We start from the raw sequence: 19,051 nt of genomic DNA on the forward strand, positions 1-19,051 counted from the left end.
CTTTCCGGAAGGGAGGCGGGGAGGCGGCGGCTCAGTCCTGTGCGCGGCCCGTGGTGACGCGGGCGATCATCAGGGCGACGAGGATGATCCCGCCGTAGATGGCCTGGATCCAGAAGGACGGCACCTGGGCGAGCGTCAGCAGGTTCTGGACGACGCCGAGCAGCAGGACGCCGGTGAGCGCGCCGAACATGGTGCCCTTGCCGCCGTCCAGGCCGATGCCGCCGATGACCGCGGCGGCGAACACCGTGAAGATCATGTTCTGGCCCTGGTTGGCGTTGATGGCGCCGACGTAGCCGGTCTGCATCAGGCCGCCGACGGCGGCGAGCGTCCCGGCGACGACGAACACGCCGAGCATGACGCGCTCCACGCGGATGCCCGCGGCGCGGGCCGCGTCCGCGTTGCCGCCGATCGCGTACAGGGCGCGGCCGACCCGGTGGTACTTCAGGACGAGCCCGGTGGCGCCGAACGCGGCCGCCGCGAGCCACACGGAGACCGGCACGGTCAGGAACGTCGAGGTGGCGAGGGTGAAGAAGGACTCCGGCAGGCCGAAGAGCGTCTTGCCCTCGGTGGCGCCGACGAGCACGCCGCGCAGCACGATCAGCATGGCCAGCGTCACGATGAAGGCGTTGAGCTTCAGCTTCACCACGAGGACGCCGTTGAAGGCGCCGATCGCCGCGCCCACCAGGACGATCGCGAGCAGCCCGACGGCGGCGGGCAGTTCGGTGCCGAACCCGGCCTGGGCGGCGGGCAGGACGAGCAGCGCGCCCACGGCGGGCGCGATGCCGACGACCGACTCCAGGGAGAGGTCGAACTTCCCGGTGATGAGGACGAGGGACTCGGCGAGGACGACCATCGCGAGGGCCGCGGACGCGCCGAGGACGGAGATGAGGTTCCGCTCGGTCAGGAACGAGTCGTTGACGAAGGCGCCGAGCACCATGAGCAGCACCAGTGCGGGCAGCAGGGCGAGTTCGCGGGCGCGGCGCAGCAGGGCGGCCTTGGCCGCGCGGGGCTCCACGGCCCGCGGGGACGCGGGCGCGGGTGTCGTGGCGTCGGCCGTGTCGGTCACGGAGGTGTCAGCCGTGTCGGCCGTGTTGGTCACGGGGGTGTCAGCCGTGTTGGTCACGGGCCACTCCTTCGATGGAGGCGATCAGCTCGTGGTCGTGCCAGCCCGCCGGGTGCTCGGCCGTCACCCGGCCGTGGAAGAGGACGAGGACGCGGTCGCAGCGGCGCAGGTCGTCGAGTTCGTCGGAGACGACGAGCACGGCGGTGCCGTCCTCGCGGGCCCGGTCGACGCGGGCGAGCAGGGACTCCTTGGACTTCACGTCGACGCCCGCGGTGGGGTTGATGAGCACGAGCAGACGCGGCTCGGAGGCCAGCGCCCTGGCCATGACGACCTTCTGCGCGTTGCCGCCGGAGAGGTCGCGGACGGGCTGGTCGGGGCCCTCGGCGTGGATGTCGAGCCGTTCGATGAGCTCGCGGGCGACGCCGCGCTTGCGGTCGGTGGAGACGAAGCCGAGGCGGCCGATCCTGCCGAGGACGCTCAGGGTGGCGTTGTCGCCGATCGACAGGGACAGGACGAGGCCCTCGCCGTGCCGGTCGCGGGGTACGCAGCCGACCCCGGCGCGCAGCGCGGCGGGCACGTCGCCGAAGGGCAGCGGGGCGCCGTCGAGGGTGGCGCTGCCGCCGGTCGGGGTGTGCAGGCCCGCGAAGGACTCGGCCAGGTTGACCTTCCCGCTGCCGCTGGACCCGGCGAGCCCGACGACCTCGCCGCGGCGCACGGTGAGGTCGACGTCGGCGTACGACGGGCTGGTGAGGCCGCGCACGTCCAGCAGCACGGGCGCCTCGTCCGGGGCCCCGGGCGCGGCTCGGGTGCTGTTCTCGGGGAGCGTCTCGCCCGCCATGGCCTCCACGAGGGCGGCGCGCGGCAGGTCGGCGACGGGCGCGGTGGTGATCCAGCGGGCGTCGCGCAGCACGGTGACGGCCTGGCACACCTCGTAGACCTCTTGCAGGTGGTGCGAGATGAACAGGAAGGTGACGCCCGCCTCCTGGAGGGCGCGCATGCGCGTGAAGAGCCGCTCGATCTCGCGGTTGTCGAGCTGCGCGGTCGGCTCGTCGAGGACGATGAACCGCGCCCCGAAGCTCAGGGCGCGGGCGATCTCGACCATCTGCCGGTCCTCGACCTTCAGGTCGGCCGTGCGGGCCTCGGGGTCGACGCGCACGTCCCAGGTGCGCAGCACGTCGGCGGCCTCGGCCCGCAGGCGGCGCCAGCTGATGAGCCCGCCGCGGCCCCGCGGCTGCCGGTTGATGAAGAGGTTCTCGGCGACGGTCAGTTCGGGGACGACGGTGGGCTTCTGGTAGACGCAGGCGACCTTGCGGCGCCAGGCGTCACGGTCGGCGAGCGGCGGCGCGGGCTCGCCGTCGAACAGGACGCTGCCCGCGTCCGGGGCCTGGAGGCCGGTGAGCAGGGAGACGAGGGTGGACTTGCCCGCGCCGTTGCGGCCGACGAGGGCGTGGGACTCCCCGGCCCGGACGGTGAGCCGCCCGTCCTGGAGGGCCACGGTGGGTCCGTAGCGCTTGACGACGCCGCGGGCCTCGACGAGGGGCGGGGCGCCCTGCGGGCACGGCGCGCTCTGCGTGCTCGGCGCGTTCTGCGTGCTCGGCGCGTTCTGCGCGTTCTGCCTGTTCATCGGGGCGCGTTGCCCCACAGCTCGGCGTCGTCGACGTTCTTCCGCGTGACGAGCGGCGCGGGCAGCTGGTCCTCCAGATTGCCGCCGGGCAGCTTCACGATGGTCGAGCCGTGGCCGGTCGGGCCCGGCGAGAACTTCTTCCCGTTCATCGCGGCCTTGATGTAGTACATGCCGTACTTCGCGTACGCGTCGGCGGGCTGCGAGACGGTGGCGTCGATCTGCCCCTTGCGGATCGCGTCGAACTCCTGCGGGATCCCGTCGTTCGACACGACGGTGATGTGCCCCTTCTCCCCCGCCTTCTTCAGCATCCCCTTGGACTTGAGGGTCTGGAGCGTGGGCGCGAGGTAGACGCCGCCCGCCTGGAGGTAGACGCCCTTGAGGTCGGGGTGGGAGTTCAGCAGGGTGTCCAGCTTGGACGCGGCGGTGTCCGACTCCCACTTGGCGGGGATCTCCAGGACCTTCAGCCGGGGGTACTTGTCCTTGACGCAGTCGCGGAACGCCTCGGAGCGGTCGCGTCCGTTGACGGACGCGAGATCACCCATGATCTGCGCGACCTTGCCGCCGCGGATCTTCTTGCCCAGGTAGTCGCAGGCCTTGCGGCCGTACGCGACGTTGTCGGCGCGGACCACCATCGCGACCCTGCCCTTCTCCGGGGCGACGTCCACGGCGACGACGGGCACGCCCTTGCGCTCGGCCTGGTCGAGCCCGGCGGAGACCGCGGCGCTGTCGAGCGGGGCCACGACGAGGCCCTTCACGCCCTGGTTGAGCTGGTTGTTGATGTCGGTGATCTGCTGCGAGGGGTCGCTGTTGGAGTTCACGGTCTTGAGCGCGTCGACGCCCTCGGACTTCGCCATCTTCGGTACGTAGTCGTTGTACGACTGCCAGAACGGCGAGGTGAGCAGCGGCAGGACGACCCCCACCTTGCCCTCTCCCCCGCCGCCCGCTCCCCCGGTGTCCTTGGTGCTGCCGCAGGCCGCGAGGGTGAGGGCGGCGCAGGCGGCCGCCGCGGTGGTGCCGAGCGCCCGCGACCGCCGGGCCCTTCCGGTGGTGTTCCGCACTGTGCTGCCGACCATCTGACGGCTCCTCATCGGGCGGGGTCGAGTGGTACCGGGCCGCGGTTCAGCGGCGGATGGGCGACATACTTATCAGACCACTTGGGCGGCACAACACCCCTCGTCGCCAAGTTCTCCCGCATTCCCGCCGTAGTGGTCGGACCACATGGCTCGCTACACTGCGCGGCACCCGGCCAGTGGATGAAGGAGCGTCACGTGAACCAGGCCCCGCACAGTGCCGTGCCCGCGCAGAAGGGCACCGTGACGCAGCGGGCCATCGAGCAGATCAAGGCGATGATCGCGGAGGGGCTCCTGGAGCCCGGCCAGCGCCTGCCCACCGAGCGGGACCTGGCCGCCCAGCTGGGCATCTCGCGCAGCTCCATGCGCGAGGCCATCCGGGCCCTGACGGTGCTCGGCGTCCTTCAGGCGCGGCACGGCTCGGGCATCTATGTCACGCGGTTGGAGGCCGGTGACCTCCTGGAGACCTTCGGCGTGGTCGCGGACCTGTCCCGCGGGCCGCGCCTGGTGGAGCTCCTCGAAGTGCGCCGCGTCCTGGAGTCCACGGCCACGGCCCTGGCGGCCGCGCGCATCACGCCCGACCGGCTGGCGGAGGTGGAGGAGCACCTGGCGGCGATGAACGCCACCGACGACCCCGAGGAGATCCTCTCCCACGACCTGGCCTTCCACCGCGCGATCGCCCTGGCGGCGGGCAACGACACGATGGCCGCGATCCTCGAAGGCCTGTCGTCGCGCACCTTCCGGGCCCGGGTGTGGCGCGGGTACCAGGAAGAGGGCGCCTTCGAGCGCACCCGGCGCGAGCACGACCGCATCCACCGGGCCCTGGTGGCCCGCGACCCGGAGGCGGCACGGGCGGCGGCGGCCGCCCACGTGGGAGAGGTGGAGGCGTGGCTGCGGGGGCGGTACGAGCGCTAGGGCCTGTCCGAAGGGTCAGCGCGGCGTCGCGACGCCTCGGACAGGCCCTAGCCCGTCCCACGCTCACGGCGGGCCGGGCCCTCCTCGGCGGCGGCCTCAGTCCACGTCGACGTCGTCGAACAGCTCCAGCATCCGCGTGAGGACGCGCACGCACGCCGTCACGTCGGCGTCGGTGATGTCGCCGCGCACCCGCCGCAGCACGGCGCGCTCGCGCGCCACCGCGGCCGCGATCGCCGACTCCCCCTCCCCGGTGAGCCGGATCAGGGACGACCTGCGGTGCGCGGGGTTCGGGGTGACCTCGGGCGGTCCGCGAACGCGACTGTGCCGTTCCGCCGGACCGACGACCTGGCCGCGCTCCTGCGCCACCCCTGCGTCGGCCCCGCGGTCCTCGTCGGCCCGTCGATGGGCCCGGGCATCGCGGTCGACACCGCGCTCGAACCGCCCGTCACCGACACCTGGGCGCGGGCCGCGGAGCTGCCCTTGCCGCTCTTGGCCGTCACCGGCGACCTCGACACCTACGACAACATCGCCACGGCCGCACGGCGACGATCGCGGGCACCGCGCGCTACCCGACCATGGAGCGGCCCGAGGCCTTCAACGCGCTGCTGCGCGACTTCCTCGCGGCGGCGCGCTGACCGCCGCCGCGCCCGTTCCCAGGGCGCGGGCGGCGGCTCGCACACGCGGCGCGGCGCGTGGCCCGTCAGGCCCGCCGCACCCGCAGCGTCACCAGCTCGAACGGCCGCAGCGACACGGCGACTGCGCCCCCGTCGCGCTCCGGCGCGTCCGCACCGGCCAGGGGCCGCTCCAGGAGGTCGGTCACATCCACGGCCGCCGCGTCGAAGCCGAGGCGCAGCGTGGTGCGGGCCCGGCCGCCCCGCGCCTCGTGGAAGCGGATCACGACGTCACCGCTGCCGTCGTCGGCGAGCTTGACGGCCGTGACGACCACGGCGTCGTCGCCGACGCTCACCAGCGGCGCGACCTCCGCCGCGCCCCCGGTGACCCGCCGCTCCGGCAGGTTGATCCGGTAGCCCTCGCGCACCGCGTCGACGATGCCCGCGCCGGGCGCGAGCGCGTGCCGGAAGCGGTGGACGCCCTGGTCGGTCTCGGGGTCGGGGAAGCGGGGCGCGCGCAGCAGCGACACCCGCACCGTGGTGGTCGTCCCGGCGTCGCTGTCCCGCACGGTACGGGTCACGTCGTGGCCGTACGTGGAGTCGTTGACGAGGGCGACGCCCCAGCCGGGCTCCTCCACGTGCACGAAGCGGTGGTTGCAGGCCTCGAACTTCGCGGCCTCCCAGCTGGTGTTGGTGTGGGTCGGCCGGTGGAAGTGCCCGAACTGCGTCTCGGACGCGTACCGCTCGGCGTGCACGTCCAGCGGGAAGGCCAGCTTGAGGAACTTCTCCGTCTCGTGCCAGTCCACCTCGGTGTCGATGTCGAGGCGCCGCAGGCCCGGGGCGAGGGTCAGGACCTGCGTCATCCGCGAGTCCCCGAAGCGGCGCTCGACCCGCACGGACGCACCGTCGCCCGCGGTGACGGCCTCGGCGTCGGTGAGGTCGGTGACGGTGTGGCGGTAGAACTCGTCGACGTCCCACGCGTCCCACATGTTCGGGAAGTCGGCGTGCAGCTGCGGCAGGTTCAGGGCCTGCCCCGGCGCGACCGTCTCCCGCCCCGACACCAGGTCGTAGGCGGAGACCACGAGCCCGCGCGCGTCGACCTCGACGCGCAGCAGGCCGTTGTCCAGGACGTAACCGCCGTCGGCGCGGGCGGCGATCCCCGACTGGCCGTCGGTCACCGGGGCGTGGGCGCCGCCCGCGGGGACACCGGCCCGGGCGTGCGGCGCGGAGTTGAACACGAGGGTGTGCCCGCCCTCGCCCGCGAGCGCCCGCTGCGCCGCGTCGATGATCGCGTTCAGGTCGTCCGCCACGGCCGCGTACGTCGCCCGGGCCTCGCGGTGCACCCAGGCGATCGACGAGCCGGGCAGGATGTCGTGGAACTGGTGGAGCAGCACCGTCTTCCAGATGCGGTCCAACTCCTCGTACGGGTACGGGAATCCGGCGCGCACGGCGGCCGTCGCCGCCCACAGCTCGGCCTCCCGCAGGAGGTGCTCGCTGCGGCGGTTGCCCTGCTTGGTGCCCGCCTGGCTGGTGAGCGTCGCGCGGTGCAGCTCCAGATAGAGCTCGCCGACCCACACCGGCGCGTTCGGATACTCCGCCTCGGCCTTCTCGAAGAACTCCGCCGGGGTCTCCCACCGCACGGTCGGCGAGCCCTCCAGGTTCCGCAGCCGGGCCACCTTCGCGATCATCTCGCGGGTCGTGCCGCCGCCCCCGTCGCCCCAGCCGACCGGCGCGAGGGAGTGCCGGGCCACGCCCTTGTCCTTGAAGTTCCGCGCGGCGTGGTGGATCTCGCTGCCCTTGACGGCGCAGTTGTAGGTGTCGACGGGCGGGAAGTGCGTGAAGATCCTGGTGCCGTCGATGCCCTCCCACTGGAAGGTGTGGTGCGGGAACTTGTTGGTCTGCGACCAGGAGATCTTCTGGGTGAGCAGCCACTTCGACCCGGCGGCCTTGATGATCTGCGGCAGGCCCGCGGCGAAGCCGAAGGTGTCCGGCAGCCACGCCTCGTCGTTCTCGACCCCGAACTCCTCGATGAAGAAGCGCTTGCCGTGCACGAACTGCCGCGCCATCGCCTCCGAGCCCGGCATGTTCGTGTCGGACTCCACCCACATGCCGCCCGCCGGTACGAACCGGCCGTCGGCGACCGCCTTCTTCACCCGCGCCCACACCTCGGGCCGGTGCTCCTTGACCCACGCCCACTGCTGCGCCTGCGACATGGCGAAGACGAAGTCCGGGTCGTCGTCGAGCAGACCCGTCATGTTGGAGGTGGTCCGCGCCACCTTCCGTACGGTCTCGCGCAGCGGCCACAGCCACGCCGAGTCGATGTGGGCGTGGCCGACGGCGCTGACGCGGTGCGCGGAGTCGTGCGCGGGCGCGGCGAGGACGCCCTCGAGGCGGGCGCGGGCGGCGGCGGCCGTGCCGTTCACGTCCTGGAGGTCCACGGCGTCGAGCGCGCGGTCGACCGCCCGCAGGACCTCGTGGCGGCGGCCCGAGTCCTCGGGCAGCTCCTGCATCAGCTCGCCCAGGACCTCCAGGTCCATGACGAGCCCCCACACCGTCTCGTCGAACACGGCGAGGTCCATGCGCTCCAGGCGGTACTGCGGCTCGCTGCCCGCGGTGTCCTTGTCGCCGAGCTGGGTGGGCAGGAAGGGGTGGTAGTCGAGGATGACCGGGTTCGACGCGGCCTCGACGCGCAGGTCCACGCTCTCGCCGCCCTCGGCCGGAGAGGCGATCCGCACCCACTGGTTGCGGGGGTTGAGGCCCTTCACCGGGGTGCCGTCGGGCCGGTAGACGAGGCCTTCGCACTGGAACCCGGGCATGTTCTCGTCGAAGCCGAGGTCGAGGATCGCCTCCACCGTGCGGCCCGCCCAGGCGGCCGGGACGGTCCCGGTGACGTGGAACCAGCTGGTGCCCCAGGGGGCGCCCCAGCGGGCCCCCACCTCGATGGGCTCGGGGGTGGCGGCGAGGCCTTCGGCCACGGGTACCGGTTCGCCCGGGGCGTTCCAGACGGCCACGGTCAGGGGGACGGACTCGGGGTAGACGGCGGGCCGTATGCGCTCGTCCAGAACGCGCTTGAGTCGGCCTTCTACCAGTTTGCGGTCGTCGTGCATGAGGGGTCTCCCTAGGTCGTCGCACGTGCATGGCTGAGGTGGTGGCCCTGCCGGGGGCTCCCCAAGCCCGCCCCTTCCCGAAACTGGGGGCTCCGCCCCCAGACCCCCGCTCCTCAAACGCCGGAGAGGCTGAAGGGTCTGCCGCGACCGGCGACAGTTCCAGCCCGTCCGGCGTTTGAGGACGAGGCGCGAAGCGCCGAAAAGGCGGGGGCACGGGGGCGGCAGCCCCCGGATCGGGAAGGGGCGGGTCAGGGGCGTCCCACGCGGGCGGCGGGAACGGTCAGAGGACGTCGGACGGGAAGACCACCTCCGTGATGCCTCGCTCCGCGAGGTACCCCGCGTCCACCGCCCGTTCGGCGAGAACCAGCGCGGGCCGCACCCCCTGCCCGGCCAGCCGCGCGAAGGCCTCGAACACGTCCCCGCCGGGCCCGCACCGGGCCCGCCGCCCCGCGTCGGGGCCGACGTCGACGACGACGGCCGTGCTCCGCGCCGCGGGCGCCTCCCACCGCTCCTTGGCGAGCCGGGCGAGGGCGGCCCCCGCGGGCTTCACGCGGCCCTCGTTCGTGAGCAGGCCGAGGCTGTACTCAAGGTCGGGGAAGTCCGCGAGGGAGCGCGACACGTCGTGGGAGCACCACCACGTCACGCCCCACACGTCGGCGCAGTCCAGCGCCGCGGCCACGGTCCTCTCGGTGAACGCGGCCGCGTCCGCCGCGGGGATGAGCGGGGCGGGCGCGCCGACCTCCTGGAGCCACACGGGCCGGTGCGGGTCCAGGGCCCAGGCCTTGGACAGCTCGATGAGGTAGGCGGCGTGCTGGCCGGTGGCGACCCCGTCGCGCCCGTGCCGCTGCGCGGTGCCGTTGAACACCCACGAGTGCACGGCCGTCACGGACCCGAGCCGCGCGGCCTGCGCGGGGGTGAAGGGCTGGTCGTCCTGGTACCAGGCGGCGTCGTACTCGGCGTGCAGGTGGAGGCGTCCTGGCGCCCCCTCCTCGCACGCGGCGAGGACCTGCTCCAGCCAGGCCCCGGCCTGCTCCTGGGTGATGCGGTCGGGGTCGGGGTGCGGCCCGGCGGCGAACTGGTTGATCTCGTTGCCGATGGTCATGCCGATGAAGTTGGGCCGGTCGGCGAGGGCCGCGGCGAGGGTCCGCAGGTACTCCCGCTGGCCGGAGATCACGTCGGGGTCGGTGAAGAGGTTGCGCCGGTGCCAGGTCTGCGTCCACGCGGGCAGGAAGTCGAAGCTGGACAGATGGCCCTGGAGGCCGTCGACGTTGACGTCGAGCCCGCGCTCGGCGGCGGCGTCGGCGAGCGCGACGAGCTGCTCGACGGCGCGCGGCCGGATCAGGGTGCGGTTGGGCTGGAAGTACGGCCAGATCGGGAACACCCGGATGTGGTCGAGCCCGAGCGAGGCGATGGCGTCGAGGTCACGGCGTACGGAGTCCAGGTCGAAGTCGAGCCAGTGGTGGAACCACCCTTCGCTGGGGGTGTAGTTGGCGCCGAAGCGGGGCGGCCTCGCGGGGGCGGCGGCCGGTCCTGGCAGGTCGTCTGACGTCAAGGCGGATCCTGGTTCTCAAGGAGAGGGGCGGGTGGGGCGGGCCTCAGCCCTTGACGGCGCCCTCCCCGACCCCGCGGAAGAAGTACCGCTGGAGGCAGGCGAAGAGCACGATCAGCGGCAGCACGGCGATCACCGTGCCCGCGGCGACGAGGCGTTCGTCGTTGGCGAAGGTGCCGTGCAGGTAGTTGAGGCCGATGGTCAGGGTGAACTTGTCGGGGTCGCTCAGCACGATCAGGGGCCACAGGAAGTCGTCCCAGGCGCCCATGAAGGCGAAGATGGCGACGACGGCGAGGGTGCCCTTCACGGCGGGCAGCGCGATGCGGACGAACCGCTGCCACACGTTCGCCCCGTCGACGAACGCGGCTTCCTCGATCTCGTACGGGACGTTGAGGAAGGCGTTGCGCATCAGCAGCACGTTGAGCGCCGAGACGCAGCCGGGCAGCAGGACGCCGATGAGGGTGTTGTTGAGGCCGAGGTCCCGCATGGTGGTGAACTGGGCGATGATGATGCCCTCGACGGGCACGAGCATGGCCAGGATGAACACGAGCGTCGCCGCCTTGCGGCCGCGGTAGCGCAGGCGCGCCAGGGCGTATCCGGCGAGGGCCGCGCCCACGCAGTTGGTGACGACGTTGGCCGCGGCGACCTTCAGGGAGTTGAAGGCGTAGTCCCACACGGGGATGGTGTCGGCGACGCGTTCGTAGTTGTGCAGGGTCGGGTCGGACGGCAGGAACGTGGGCGGGGAGCTGAAGATGTTCTCGTGCGGCCCCTTCAGGGACGTCGACAGCTGCCACAGGAACGGGCCGATCATCAGGGCCAGGACGAGCAGCAGCAGGAGGTAGCGCAGGGCGAGCTCCCACACGCGCAGGCGGCGCCCGTTCTCGTCCGTGAACCGCCGCTTCCGCGGCCTGACGGTCTCGGCGCGCTCCGCGCGGCCCGCTTCGGCGGAGGGGGTCGTCATCGGTTCTCCTTCCGGTCCGCGCGCAGCACGAGCAGCATCAGCGCGACGGTGACGACGAAGATGACGACGGAGATCGCGGAGGCGTAGCCGACCCGGCCGGTCAGCCCGGTGCCGTTGCGCTGCACGAGCATCACGAGCGTGGTGTCCTCGCCCGCGGGCCCACCGGTCGGCCCCGCCATCAGATACACCTCGGAGAACACCTTGAACGCGGCGACCGAGGACAGCGCGGCGACCAGCACCATGGTGGAGCGCACGGCGGGCACGGTGACGCTGACGAAGCGGCGGATCGGTCCGGCCCCGTCGACGGCGGCGGCCTCGTGCAGTTCGCGCGGGACGTTCGCGAGCGCCGCCAGATAAATGATCATGTAGTAGCCGAGGCCCTTCCAGACCGTGACGGCCATGGCGGAGAACAGCAGCAGCCACTGGTCGCTGAGGAAGCCGACCTTGCCCGCCCCCACCGCCTCCAGGACGGCGTTCACCAGGCCCCGCTCGTCGAGCATCCACACCCAGATCAGGCCGACGACGACGATGGAGGCGACCACCGGCGTGTAGAAGGCGGACCGGAAGAACGTGATGCCGGGGATCTGCTTCTGTACGAGCATCGCGAGCAGCAGCGGCAGGACGACGAGCGCGGGCACGACCACGAGGACGTACAGGGTGCTGTTGCGCAGGCCGATCCAGAACATCTCGTCGTGCAGCAGCTCGCGGAAGTTGGCGAGGCCCACGTACTCGCCCTCGACCAGCTGCCGTTTGTCGGTGAAGGCGTTGATCACCGTGCTGACGAAGGGGTAGAGGATGAACCAGCCGACGATCACGAGGCCGGGGGCGGCGAACAGCCAGGGGCTGGTGGGCAGTTGGCGCCGCACGCGGCGGCGGGCGCCCGCCTCCCCTGCGGCGGTCCGCCGGGCGGCCGAGGGGGCGGCTCCGGCGGGCCGCACCGGGGTGGCGGCGGGGCTTGAACTCTTCATGGCTGCGGTTCCCTGGTCGGCGGATCAGCTCTGCTGGAGCAGCCGGTCACACTGCTTGACAGCGTTGTCAAGCGCTTCTTCGGGGCTCTCCTTGCCCTGGAGCGCCTTGGCGACGGAGTTGCGGAGGGCGACCTTCATCTGCTCGCTGAACAGCACGGGCGTGTAGTTCACCGCGGTCTTCAGGGACTTGGCGGCGGCGACGCGCACGCGCGTCTCGTCCGTGCCGTCCTCCTTGGTGAAGTACGGGTCGTCCAGGGAGCCCTTGGTGCTCGGGAAGATCGCGACCTTCTTGGCGAAGGACATCTGGCGCTGCGCGTCGGTCACGAAGTGCGCGAAGGCGACGGCGGCGGGCGTCTGCTTGGTGCGCTTGTTCACCATCACGCCCATCACGTACATGTTGTCCTTGCCGGTGGAGCTGATCTGCGGCGTGATGCCGATGTTCTTGTAGAGGCCCGGGGCGTCCTTCTTGAACTTCTCCAGGTCCAGGGCGCTGCCCGGGTTCATCGCGACGGCCTCGGTGAGGAACTTCTTGCCGGTCGACTCGGGCGTCGCGGTCAGGGCCTGGCCGTCCAGGGCCTTGGCGTCGTAGAGCTTCTTGTACTGCGTGAGGAGCTTGACGCCCTTGGCGTCGTTGAAGGTGAAGCCGGTGCCTTCCTTGTTCATCAGCGGGACGCCGTAGCGGCCGAAGTCCTCGATGGTGGGGACGTTGGCGAGCGTGGCGATGTCGCCGTCGCTCTTGTCCGCGATCTTCAGGGCGTCGGCGAAGAGCTGATCGTAGGTCTTCGGCGGCTTCGCCGCGTCCAGGCCCGCCTCCTTGAACAGCCGCTTGTTGTAGAACAGCGGGCCGGTGTTCAGGTACCAGGGGAAGGCGTACGTGCCCCGCACTCCGGGGACCTGGTGGCTCTTCCAGGCGCCCGGCAGATACTCCTTCTCGTACTTGCCCGCCGCCTGGTCCAGGTCGAGGGCGATGCCCGCCTTGGCCAGCGGCGCCACCAAGTCCGGCGAGACGTTCACGACGTCGGGCAGGGTACCCCCGGCGGCATCCGCGCTGATCTTGTCGGCGTAGCCCTCGCCGGGCTGGTCGACCCACTTGACCTCGGTGCCCGGGTACTTGTCCTCGAAGTCGTCGATCAGGCCCTCGAAGTACGACTTGAAGTTCGCCTTCAGGTTCCAGGTCTGGAAGGTGATCTTGCCTTCGACCTTGCCGGAGGCGTCGGTCGAGCCGCCGTCGTCATTGCCGCCGCAGGCGCTCAGGACGAGCAGGGAGGCGACGGCGGCGGCAGCGGGGACCGCCCGGCGGGGGCTGCGGAATATCCGGGAATGACGCACGTGAACGGCTCCTTTGCTCGGCCCGGCGCATGGCGGCACGGGCCACCGGCAGCGGTGGCGACCCGCGTGGAACCGCGGATTCGCACCGAGGCAGACCCTGCATGGAGTTCCGGTGAAAAGTCAATGGATTGGTGCCGATTCGTCTCCTCCGAGGCCACTCACACTCACTAACTCGCAGTTCAGAGCCGTTGGTTGAAAGCCTTGCCACCCACAGCTAATGCGCTTTAGGGTGTGCTAGCTCAAGCGCATTAGTACCTGCGCGGCCGGAGCGCATCGGGCGCTCCGCACGCGGAAAGGGGCAACGGGTGCAAGGCAAGCGGTCACCGGCACGCCGGCCGACCATGAAGGACATCGCCCTGCGCGCAGGCGTCTCCGAGAGCGCCGTCTCCTTCGCGCTGAACGACAGACCCGGGGTCTCCGAGGTGACCCGCGACCGGGTGCGCAGGGTCGCCGAGCAGCTGGGCTGGCGGCCCAGCACGGCGGCGCGCGCCCTGTCCGGCGAGGGCGCCGCCACGGTCGGCCTGGTGGTGGCCAGGCCCGCCGCCACGCTCGGCGTCGACTCGTTCTTCCTCCAGCTGATCTCGGGCATCCAGGAGGTCCTTGCCGAGCGTCAGCTGGGGCTGCTCTTCCAGGTGGTGGAGGACGTCGAGGCGGAGTGCGCGGCGTACCGGCGGTGGTGGGCCGAGCACCGCGTCGACGGCGTCCTCGTCGTGGACCCGCGCACCGACGACCCGCGGCCCGCGCTCCTGGAGGAGCTCGGGCTGCCCGCGGTGGTCACCGGCGGCGTGCCCGACCCCGAACGGCCGCCGCGCGCCGGGCTCTCGACCGTGTGGGCCGACGACGCGGGCGCGATGGCGGCCGTCGTCGGCCATCTGCACGCGCTCGGGCACCGCCGCATCGTGCACATCGCCGGGCTCCCCGGCCTCGCGCACACCGAGCGCCGCGTGCGCACCCTGCGTGCCGAGGCCGAGCGCCGGGGCCTGCGCGGGGTCCGGTCGGTCACCACCGACTACTCGGACGCCGAGGGCGCCGCCGTGACCCGCCGGGTACTGCGCTCGGCCAGCCCGCCGACGGCCCTCGTCTACGACAACGACGTGATGGCCGTCGCCGGGGTGGCGGCCGCGGCCTCCCTCGGCTTCGCCGTGCCCGCCGACGTGTCGGTGGTGGCCTGGGAGGACTCGGCCCTGTGCCGCATGGTGCACCCGTGGCTGACCGCCCTGTCCCGGGACACGGTGTCCTTCGGACGGACGGCCGCGCGCGAGCTCCTCGGCCTGCTCGACGACGGCCCCGCACGGACGGTGCAGGTGCCGTTGCCCACGCTGATCGAGCGGGAGAGCACGGGGGCGGTGCGCGCGGCCGGGTGAGCCGCCCGCGCGCTCACGCCGGGCGGCAGGGCGAGTCCGACCCGGGTCTCGCGCCGCGGCAGAGGCTCGTACCCCGCGGGCAGGCCGGTGGCGGTCAGCCTGGGGCGCTCCCTCGGGGCGCGGTACGGGGGCCGGGGTGCGGGGCGCGCCAGTCGCCGAGCAGACGGAAGGCCGCCCAGCTCTCCAGGCGGCCGCCGCCCGGGCGGTCGCGGGCCGCGAGCAGGGCGGTGCGCAGGGCGGCGCCGGGTGCCTCGCCCGCGGCGGTCAGGTCGTGGAAGTCGCCCATGAGGGCGGCCGTGGTGGCGTCCGGCACCCGCCATAGGCTCATCACCAGGGAGCGCACGCCCGCGTGGAGCAGGGACCAGCTCAGGCCGAGGGTCTCGTCGGTGCGGCTGGCACGGCCGCGGCCGGTCTCGCAGGCGGACAGGACGGCGAGCCGGACGCCGTGCCAGTCCCGCCGCAGGATGTCACGGGCCGTCAGGACGCCGTCGGCGAGGACGAGTCCGCAGGCCAGCGGGTCCGTGGCGGCGAAGGAGGCGTGGCAGGCGGCGTGGAACACCTCCGCGCCGGGCAGGGCGCGCAGCACCCGCTCCCGGGTCGCCCCCTCGCCGAGCAGCGGGGCGCAGCCGAGGCGCTCGCCCAGGGCCAGCGCCTCGGCGCGCGCGTGCGGCAGGTCGCCGCCGGGGTCACCGAGGACGACGGCGCCGGTGCCCGCGACGGGCACGAATGGGGTCTCCCCTGCTAGAGCGGAGCCGAGAGCTCGGGGAAGGGTGAGGGTGCGCAGGAGCGACACGGTCGGCAGATACGCGACGGCGTTGCGGTCGATCAGCGCCCCGGAGCCGTCGGGGCGCAGCGCGTGGAAGGGCACGCGGTGCAGGGCCCCGGTGGGGCAGATCACGACGGTGTCCTCGGGGCGGGTGAGCGCGGCCAGCGGCGCCACCAGCGGGTCGAGGACGCGGTGGAAGAGGCCGGGCGTGTCCTCGGCCATCTCGCGGACGCGCCCCGCGCTGCTCAGGTGGTCCCCGATGAAGCGCAGCACCGCCGTGCCGTCGGCGTCGACCGGGGTCACGCGCACGGGGCCCTCGGCGCCGTCGCCGCCCAGGGTGAACAGGGCGATCTCGCCGGTGTCGAGCAGCGCGTACGAGGCCACCACCGTGCGCGCTCCGGCGAGTTCGCGGGAGACGGCGCCGGGGTCCATGACGGTGGCGCGGCGGACCCCGACGTATTCCTCGGCGTGCGGGCCGTATCCGGCGAGCCGCCGCCACAAGGCGTCGAGGCGCGCGGTGAGGTCGTCGTGGCGCTTCCAGTCCACCGCGGGCGCCGCCGCGAGGGCCGCGCGCTCGGCGATGAGGGCCGCCTCGTCGGCCAGCAAGGCGGGCGGTACGCCGTCGGGCGCGCGGAGCTGGGCGGTGCTCATGGCGTCGAGCAGGGAGCGGGCGCGCAGCCGCTCGGACGCGGTGAAGGCCGCGGCAATGTGGTGGCCCGGGTCGGGGCGGTGCGGGCCGTCCGTGGCGGGTTCCGCATCCGCCGTGCGCCGGGCCTCGCTCTCCGCGCGCTGGAGGCGGTAGCGGGTCAGCAGTTCGTACGCCTCGGCCCGGGCGTCCTGGAGGTGGCCGCGCCGCTCGGGGTGCGGCTCGGCCGCGCACACCAGGTCGGCCAGTTCCACGCCGAGTTCGAGTACGTCCGTGGCCGTGTGCTGCTCGCCGTGCTCCCAGGCGGCGCGGGCCATGGGCAGGATCGCGGGCCAGGCACGCTCGGCGGACAGGACGCGCCAGCCGCGCGTCGCGGTGGGCTCGCTCCCGGATGCCCAGAACAGCGGGTCGCCCTGCTGCCCCGGCACGCCCGACAGGTGCAGCACCTGTTCGTAGGCGAGCACGGCGTGGCCGAGGTCGGGGTGGCGGCGCAGCACGGCGGCGGTGGCGAGCCAGTCCTGGGCGAGCCGGTCGGCGTCGCCGGAGTCGCGCCCACGGGCCTCGGCGAGGTGGTGCAGGGCCATGCGCGGGAAGCCCTGTTCGCCGAGGACGACACCCAGGGAGTGGTGGACGGTGGCCAGCGCGATCGGCACCGGGGAGCGCGGCGCCTCCCGCTCGGCGAGCCGCAGGGCCTCGTGGAACCGGCTCAGGGCGCGCTCCCGCTCCCCCAGCTCGTGCCAGGCCACGGCGAGTTCGACGAGCGACACGATCCGCTCGTGGTCGCTGTCCGGGACGTCGGCGGTGATCTCGTCGAGCCTGCGCTGGTACTCATCCGCCGCGGCCGCGTCGCCGCGGCGGCGCGCCACCCGCGCGAGGTCCCGGTACAGCTCGGTCCAGTGGTCGAGGCCGCCGCACCGGCCGTGGTCGAGCCAGGGGCCGCGGCCCGTGCGCTCCCGCTCGTGCTCGTCGGTCACCAGCCACCGCTCGGTCTGGCGCAGCAGGTCGTACGCCTCGCTATAGCGCCCCATGGCGTCCAGGACGCCCGCGGCCTGCTTCAGGGCGTCCGCGAGCAGCCGCGCGCGGCCCGGCTCCTCGGGGTCGCCGGTGGGCCACTGCCGGTCGAGGTGCTCGGCGATCTGTACGCCGCGCCGGGCGAGCAGCAGGGAGCGCTCGAAGTCGCCCGCCTTGGCGGCCCACTGGGACACCGTCATCCGCAGCGTGTCGAGGGCGCCCGCCCAGTGGTCCGCCCCTTCGGCGCGCAGCCAGGCGTCGAAGCGGTCATCGTCACCGGCCGCGGCGAGCAGTTCGCCGAGCGCGGGCTCGCGGTCCCGCACGGTGGCTTCGAGCTCGGCGGGCGCGTGGGGTTCGGCCGCCGGGGGTGTTGCCACGGCCTCATCGGTGGCCGGGGCCGGGGCGGGCACCACGGCCGGGGGCGGCAGGGCTTCGAGGGCCTGCCGGGCCCCGCCGCAGCCGGGGTCGAGGGCCAGCGCGCGTGCGTAGCAGCGCCGGGCCTCCTCCGTGCCGTCGAGCGTGTCGCGGTAGGTGTCCCCGAGGAAGCGCCAGGCCATCGGCGTCTCCTCGACGGCGAGCGACTCCTGGAAGTAGGCCCGGGCGAGCCCCTTCTCGCCGCGTACGAAGTGCACGTCGCCGAGCATCAGCAGGGCGAGCGAGCTCTCCGGGTCGGCGTCCAGGGCGCGTTGGTAGTACGTCGCGGCGTCGGCGTACTCACCGCGGTGGAAGTGGTGCTCGCCCTGGCCGATGAGCTCGGACGCCTCGCGCTGGGCGCGGGTCACGAGGTCGACGCCGAGCACCTTGGCCACCGTGGCCGCGAGGCCCGGCTCCTCCTCGGCGAGCTGTTTCAGCCGGACCGCGCCGTCCGGGCTGCCCGCGACCATGGCCGCCCAGAGCTGGGCGGCGACCTCGCCGCCGTCGGGGTCGAGGAACGGTTTCCCGTCACGCAAGGGCGGGTGCGCGGGCGGCGGCGCGGCGGGGGCGTTGCCCGTCGTGGGCAGCACGTCGGTGAGGTCACGGCCGCCGGTGACGAGGGCCAGCTCCTCGTCCCACTTTGCCGCCTCCGGGCGGAGCCTGGCGGTGAGGAGCAGCGCGATCAGCTCGACGAAGGGCTCGTCGTCGGGCACCTGGCTTTGCTCACGCCCGTCGCTTTCCCCGCGCCCATCGCCTTGCCCACGCTCCTGGCCTTGCTCGCACCCGTGACCTTGCCCGCGCTCCTGGCCTTGCCCACGCCCATCACCTCCCCCACGCCCGTCCCCGGCCTCGGCCTCGGCCGACCTGCGGGCGAACTCAGCCATCCAGGCGATCCACAGTTCGACGTCCGCGTCGGGGCCCCACTGCTGCGGCCAGCGCTTCAGGACGGCTTCCCGGCTTCCCTCTGTGGGGTCGCCGCCCCCGGCGACCGTCGCCACCACGTCGTACGCCGCGCAGCGCACCGTCAACGCCCGGCGCAGGCCCGTGAGTTCGTATCCGCACATCTCCTCCAGCGGGCCGAGCACGTCCCGTGCGGGTGCCGGGAACCGGTCGGTGCCGTCGTCGGTGAGGGCGGCTCCGACCGTGCCGAGTGCGAAGGCGACGCCGTCGAGCGGGGCGGCGTCCGGGTGTGCGGCGAGCGAGAAGTGGTGGTGCGCTTCGGCCCGGTGCCCGGTCGCGTCGGCGGCGATGCCGCGCACCAGATGGGTCTGCGCGGCCAGCATCCGCGCCATACGGCGGACGCCGTTCCCGGGGAGGGCCTGACCGACCACCAGCGCGGCGCCGATCCCTTCGAGCACGTCGGCCAGGAGCCCGGCTTCCTCGGGAACGCGCCGGGGGTCCTCGCAGGTCGCCCCGTACCCGAAGAGGTCCGCGAGCAGGCCCGTCGTCGCAGCGGGCGAGCGCCGTGCCACCTCGTCCCGGCGGGCCGCGAGCGGCAGTGCCGCGAGGGCGCGCAGCCGCTCCCCGGCCGCCGCCCGGTCGGCCACCACCGGGCCCTGTGCTCCCTGCGTCTCCGGAGGCCGCGGTCCGAACCGGTCGTGCATCGACCTGGCCCACGTCACCAGCATGGTCAGCCCCAGCACCACGTCCCCC

Annotated in this window: 11 protein-coding genes and 1 pseudogene; 2 read left to right on the forward strand and 10 right to left on the reverse strand. The window is 73.3% G+C overall.

The window, feature by feature from the left end; genetic code table 11:
- Positions 1-31: 31 nt before the first annotated feature.
- The 3 genes from ACIG3E_RS32055 to ACIG3E_RS32065 are packed head-to-tail and all read right to left on the reverse strand — an operon-like array spanning position 32 to position 3,760.
- Positions 32-1,123, reverse strand: coding sequence for an ABC transporter permease (locus ACIG3E_RS32055; protein ID WP_399623067.1), 1,092 nt, complete (start codon positions 1,121-1,123; stop codon positions 32-34).
- On the reverse strand, positions 1,107-2,687 hold the full coding sequence (locus tag ACIG3E_RS32060; RefSeq protein WP_399623068.1) for a sugar ABC transporter ATP-binding protein: 1,581 nt from the start codon (positions 2,685-2,687) through the stop codon (positions 1,107-1,109). Before ACIG3E_RS32060 ends, ACIG3E_RS32055 begins: the two co-directional genes overlap by 17 nt.
- Positions 2,684-3,760 carry a sugar ABC transporter substrate-binding protein gene (locus ACIG3E_RS32065; RefSeq protein ID WP_399623069.1) on the reverse strand — a complete coding sequence of 359 codons (1,077 nt, stop codon included), beginning with the start codon at positions 3,758-3,760 and terminating at the stop codon, positions 2,684-2,686. The genes ACIG3E_RS32060 and ACIG3E_RS32065 overlap by 4 nt, the downstream gene beginning before the upstream one ends.
- Positions 3,761-3,940: 180 nt before the next feature.
- Here ACIG3E_RS32065 and ACIG3E_RS32070 point away from each other — a divergent pair, with 180 nt between their 5' ends.
- Positions 3,941-4,672: a FadR/GntR family transcriptional regulator gene (locus ACIG3E_RS32070; RefSeq protein ID WP_399623070.1), complete on the forward strand. Its 732-nt coding sequence runs from the start codon at positions 3,941-3,943 to the stop codon at positions 4,670-4,672.
- 96 nt (positions 4,673-4,768) lie between these two features.
- Here ACIG3E_RS32070 and ACIG3E_RS32075 read toward each other — a convergent pair.
- The 6 genes and pseudogenes from ACIG3E_RS32075 to ACIG3E_RS32100 all read right to left on the reverse strand — a co-directional run.
- Positions 4,769-4,972 (reverse strand): annotated as a pseudogene (locus ACIG3E_RS32075) (MarR family transcriptional regulator); the annotation flags it as partial.
- A 400-nt stretch (positions 4,973-5,372) separates the two neighbouring features.
- On the reverse strand, positions 5,373-8,390 hold the full coding sequence (locus ACIG3E_RS32080) for an alpha-mannosidase (protein ID WP_399623071.1): 3,018 nt from the start codon (positions 8,388-8,390) through the stop codon (positions 5,373-5,375).
- Between the two features lie 280 nt (positions 8,391-8,670).
- Positions 8,671-9,942, reverse strand: coding sequence for a glycosyl hydrolase (locus tag ACIG3E_RS32085; RefSeq protein WP_399623072.1), 1,272 nt, complete (start codon positions 9,940-9,942; stop codon positions 8,671-8,673).
- Between the two features lie 43 nt (positions 9,943-9,985).
- Complete coding sequence (locus ACIG3E_RS32090; RefSeq protein ID WP_399623073.1) at positions 9,986-10,900, reverse strand: carbohydrate ABC transporter permease; 915 nt, start codon at positions 10,898-10,900, stop codon at positions 9,986-9,988.
- Complete coding sequence (locus tag ACIG3E_RS32095; RefSeq protein ID WP_399623074.1) at positions 10,897-11,868, reverse strand: carbohydrate ABC transporter permease; 972 nt, start codon at positions 11,866-11,868, stop codon at positions 10,897-10,899. Before ACIG3E_RS32095 ends, ACIG3E_RS32090 begins: the two co-directional genes overlap by 4 nt.
- 24 nt (positions 11,869-11,892) lie before the next feature.
- Positions 11,893-13,197 (reverse strand): extracellular solute-binding protein, encoded by a 1,305-nt coding sequence (locus ACIG3E_RS32100; RefSeq protein ID WP_399623075.1) that lies wholly within the window; start codon positions 13,195-13,197, stop codon positions 11,893-11,895.
- A 341-nt stretch (positions 13,198-13,538) separates the two neighbouring features.
- Between ACIG3E_RS32100 and ACIG3E_RS32105 the strand changes: the two genes are divergently transcribed.
- Positions 13,539-14,561 carry a LacI family DNA-binding transcriptional regulator gene (locus ACIG3E_RS32105; protein ID WP_399623076.1) on the forward strand — a complete coding sequence of 341 codons (1,023 nt, stop codon included), beginning with the start codon at positions 13,539-13,541 and terminating at the stop codon, positions 14,559-14,561.
- A gap of 94 nt (positions 14,562-14,655) precedes the next feature.
- On the opposite strand, the gene ACIG3E_RS32110 is transcribed toward ACIG3E_RS32105, so the two are convergent.
- The gene (locus tag ACIG3E_RS32110; protein ID WP_399623077.1) at positions 14,656-19,041 is read right to left on the reverse strand and encodes a CHAT domain-containing protein; all 4,386 of its coding nucleotides are present in this window, start codon (positions 19,039-19,041) and stop codon (positions 14,656-14,658) included.
- Positions 19,042-19,051 lie beyond the last annotated feature (10 nt).

Origin of the sequence: Streptomyces sp. NPDC053474, from assembly GCF_044544845.1 — a bacterium.
Taxonomy (GTDB): domain Bacteria; phylum Actinomycetota; class Actinomycetes; order Streptomycetales; family Streptomycetaceae; genus Streptomyces.

Coding starts and splice junctions, on each gene's coding strand:
- ACIG3E_RS32070 (WP_399623070.1), top strand. CDS start 3,941: ATGAAGGAGCGTCACGTGAACCAGGCCCCGCACAGTGCCGTGCCCGCG.
- ACIG3E_RS32105 (WP_399623076.1), top strand. CDS start 13,539: ATGAAGGACATCGCCCTGCGCGCAGGCGTCTCCGAGAGCGCCGTCTCC.
- ACIG3E_RS32090 (WP_399623073.1), bottom strand. CDS start 10,900: ATGACGACCCCCTCCGCCGAAGCGGGCCGCGCGGAGCGCGCCGAGACC.
- ACIG3E_RS32060 (WP_399623068.1), bottom strand. CDS start 2,687: ATGAACAGGCAGAACGCGCAGAACGCGCCGAGCACGCAGAACGCGCCG.
- ACIG3E_RS32065 (WP_399623069.1), bottom strand. CDS start 3,760: ATGGTCGGCAGCACAGTGCGGAACACCACCGGAAGGGCCCGGCGGTCG.
- ACIG3E_RS32095 (WP_399623074.1), bottom strand. CDS start 11,868: ATGAAGAGTTCAAGCCCCGCCGCCACCCCGGTGCGGCCCGCCGGAGCC.
- ACIG3E_RS32080 (WP_399623071.1), bottom strand. CDS start 8,390: ATGCACGACGACCGCAAACTGGTAGAAGGCCGACTCAAGCGCGTTCTG.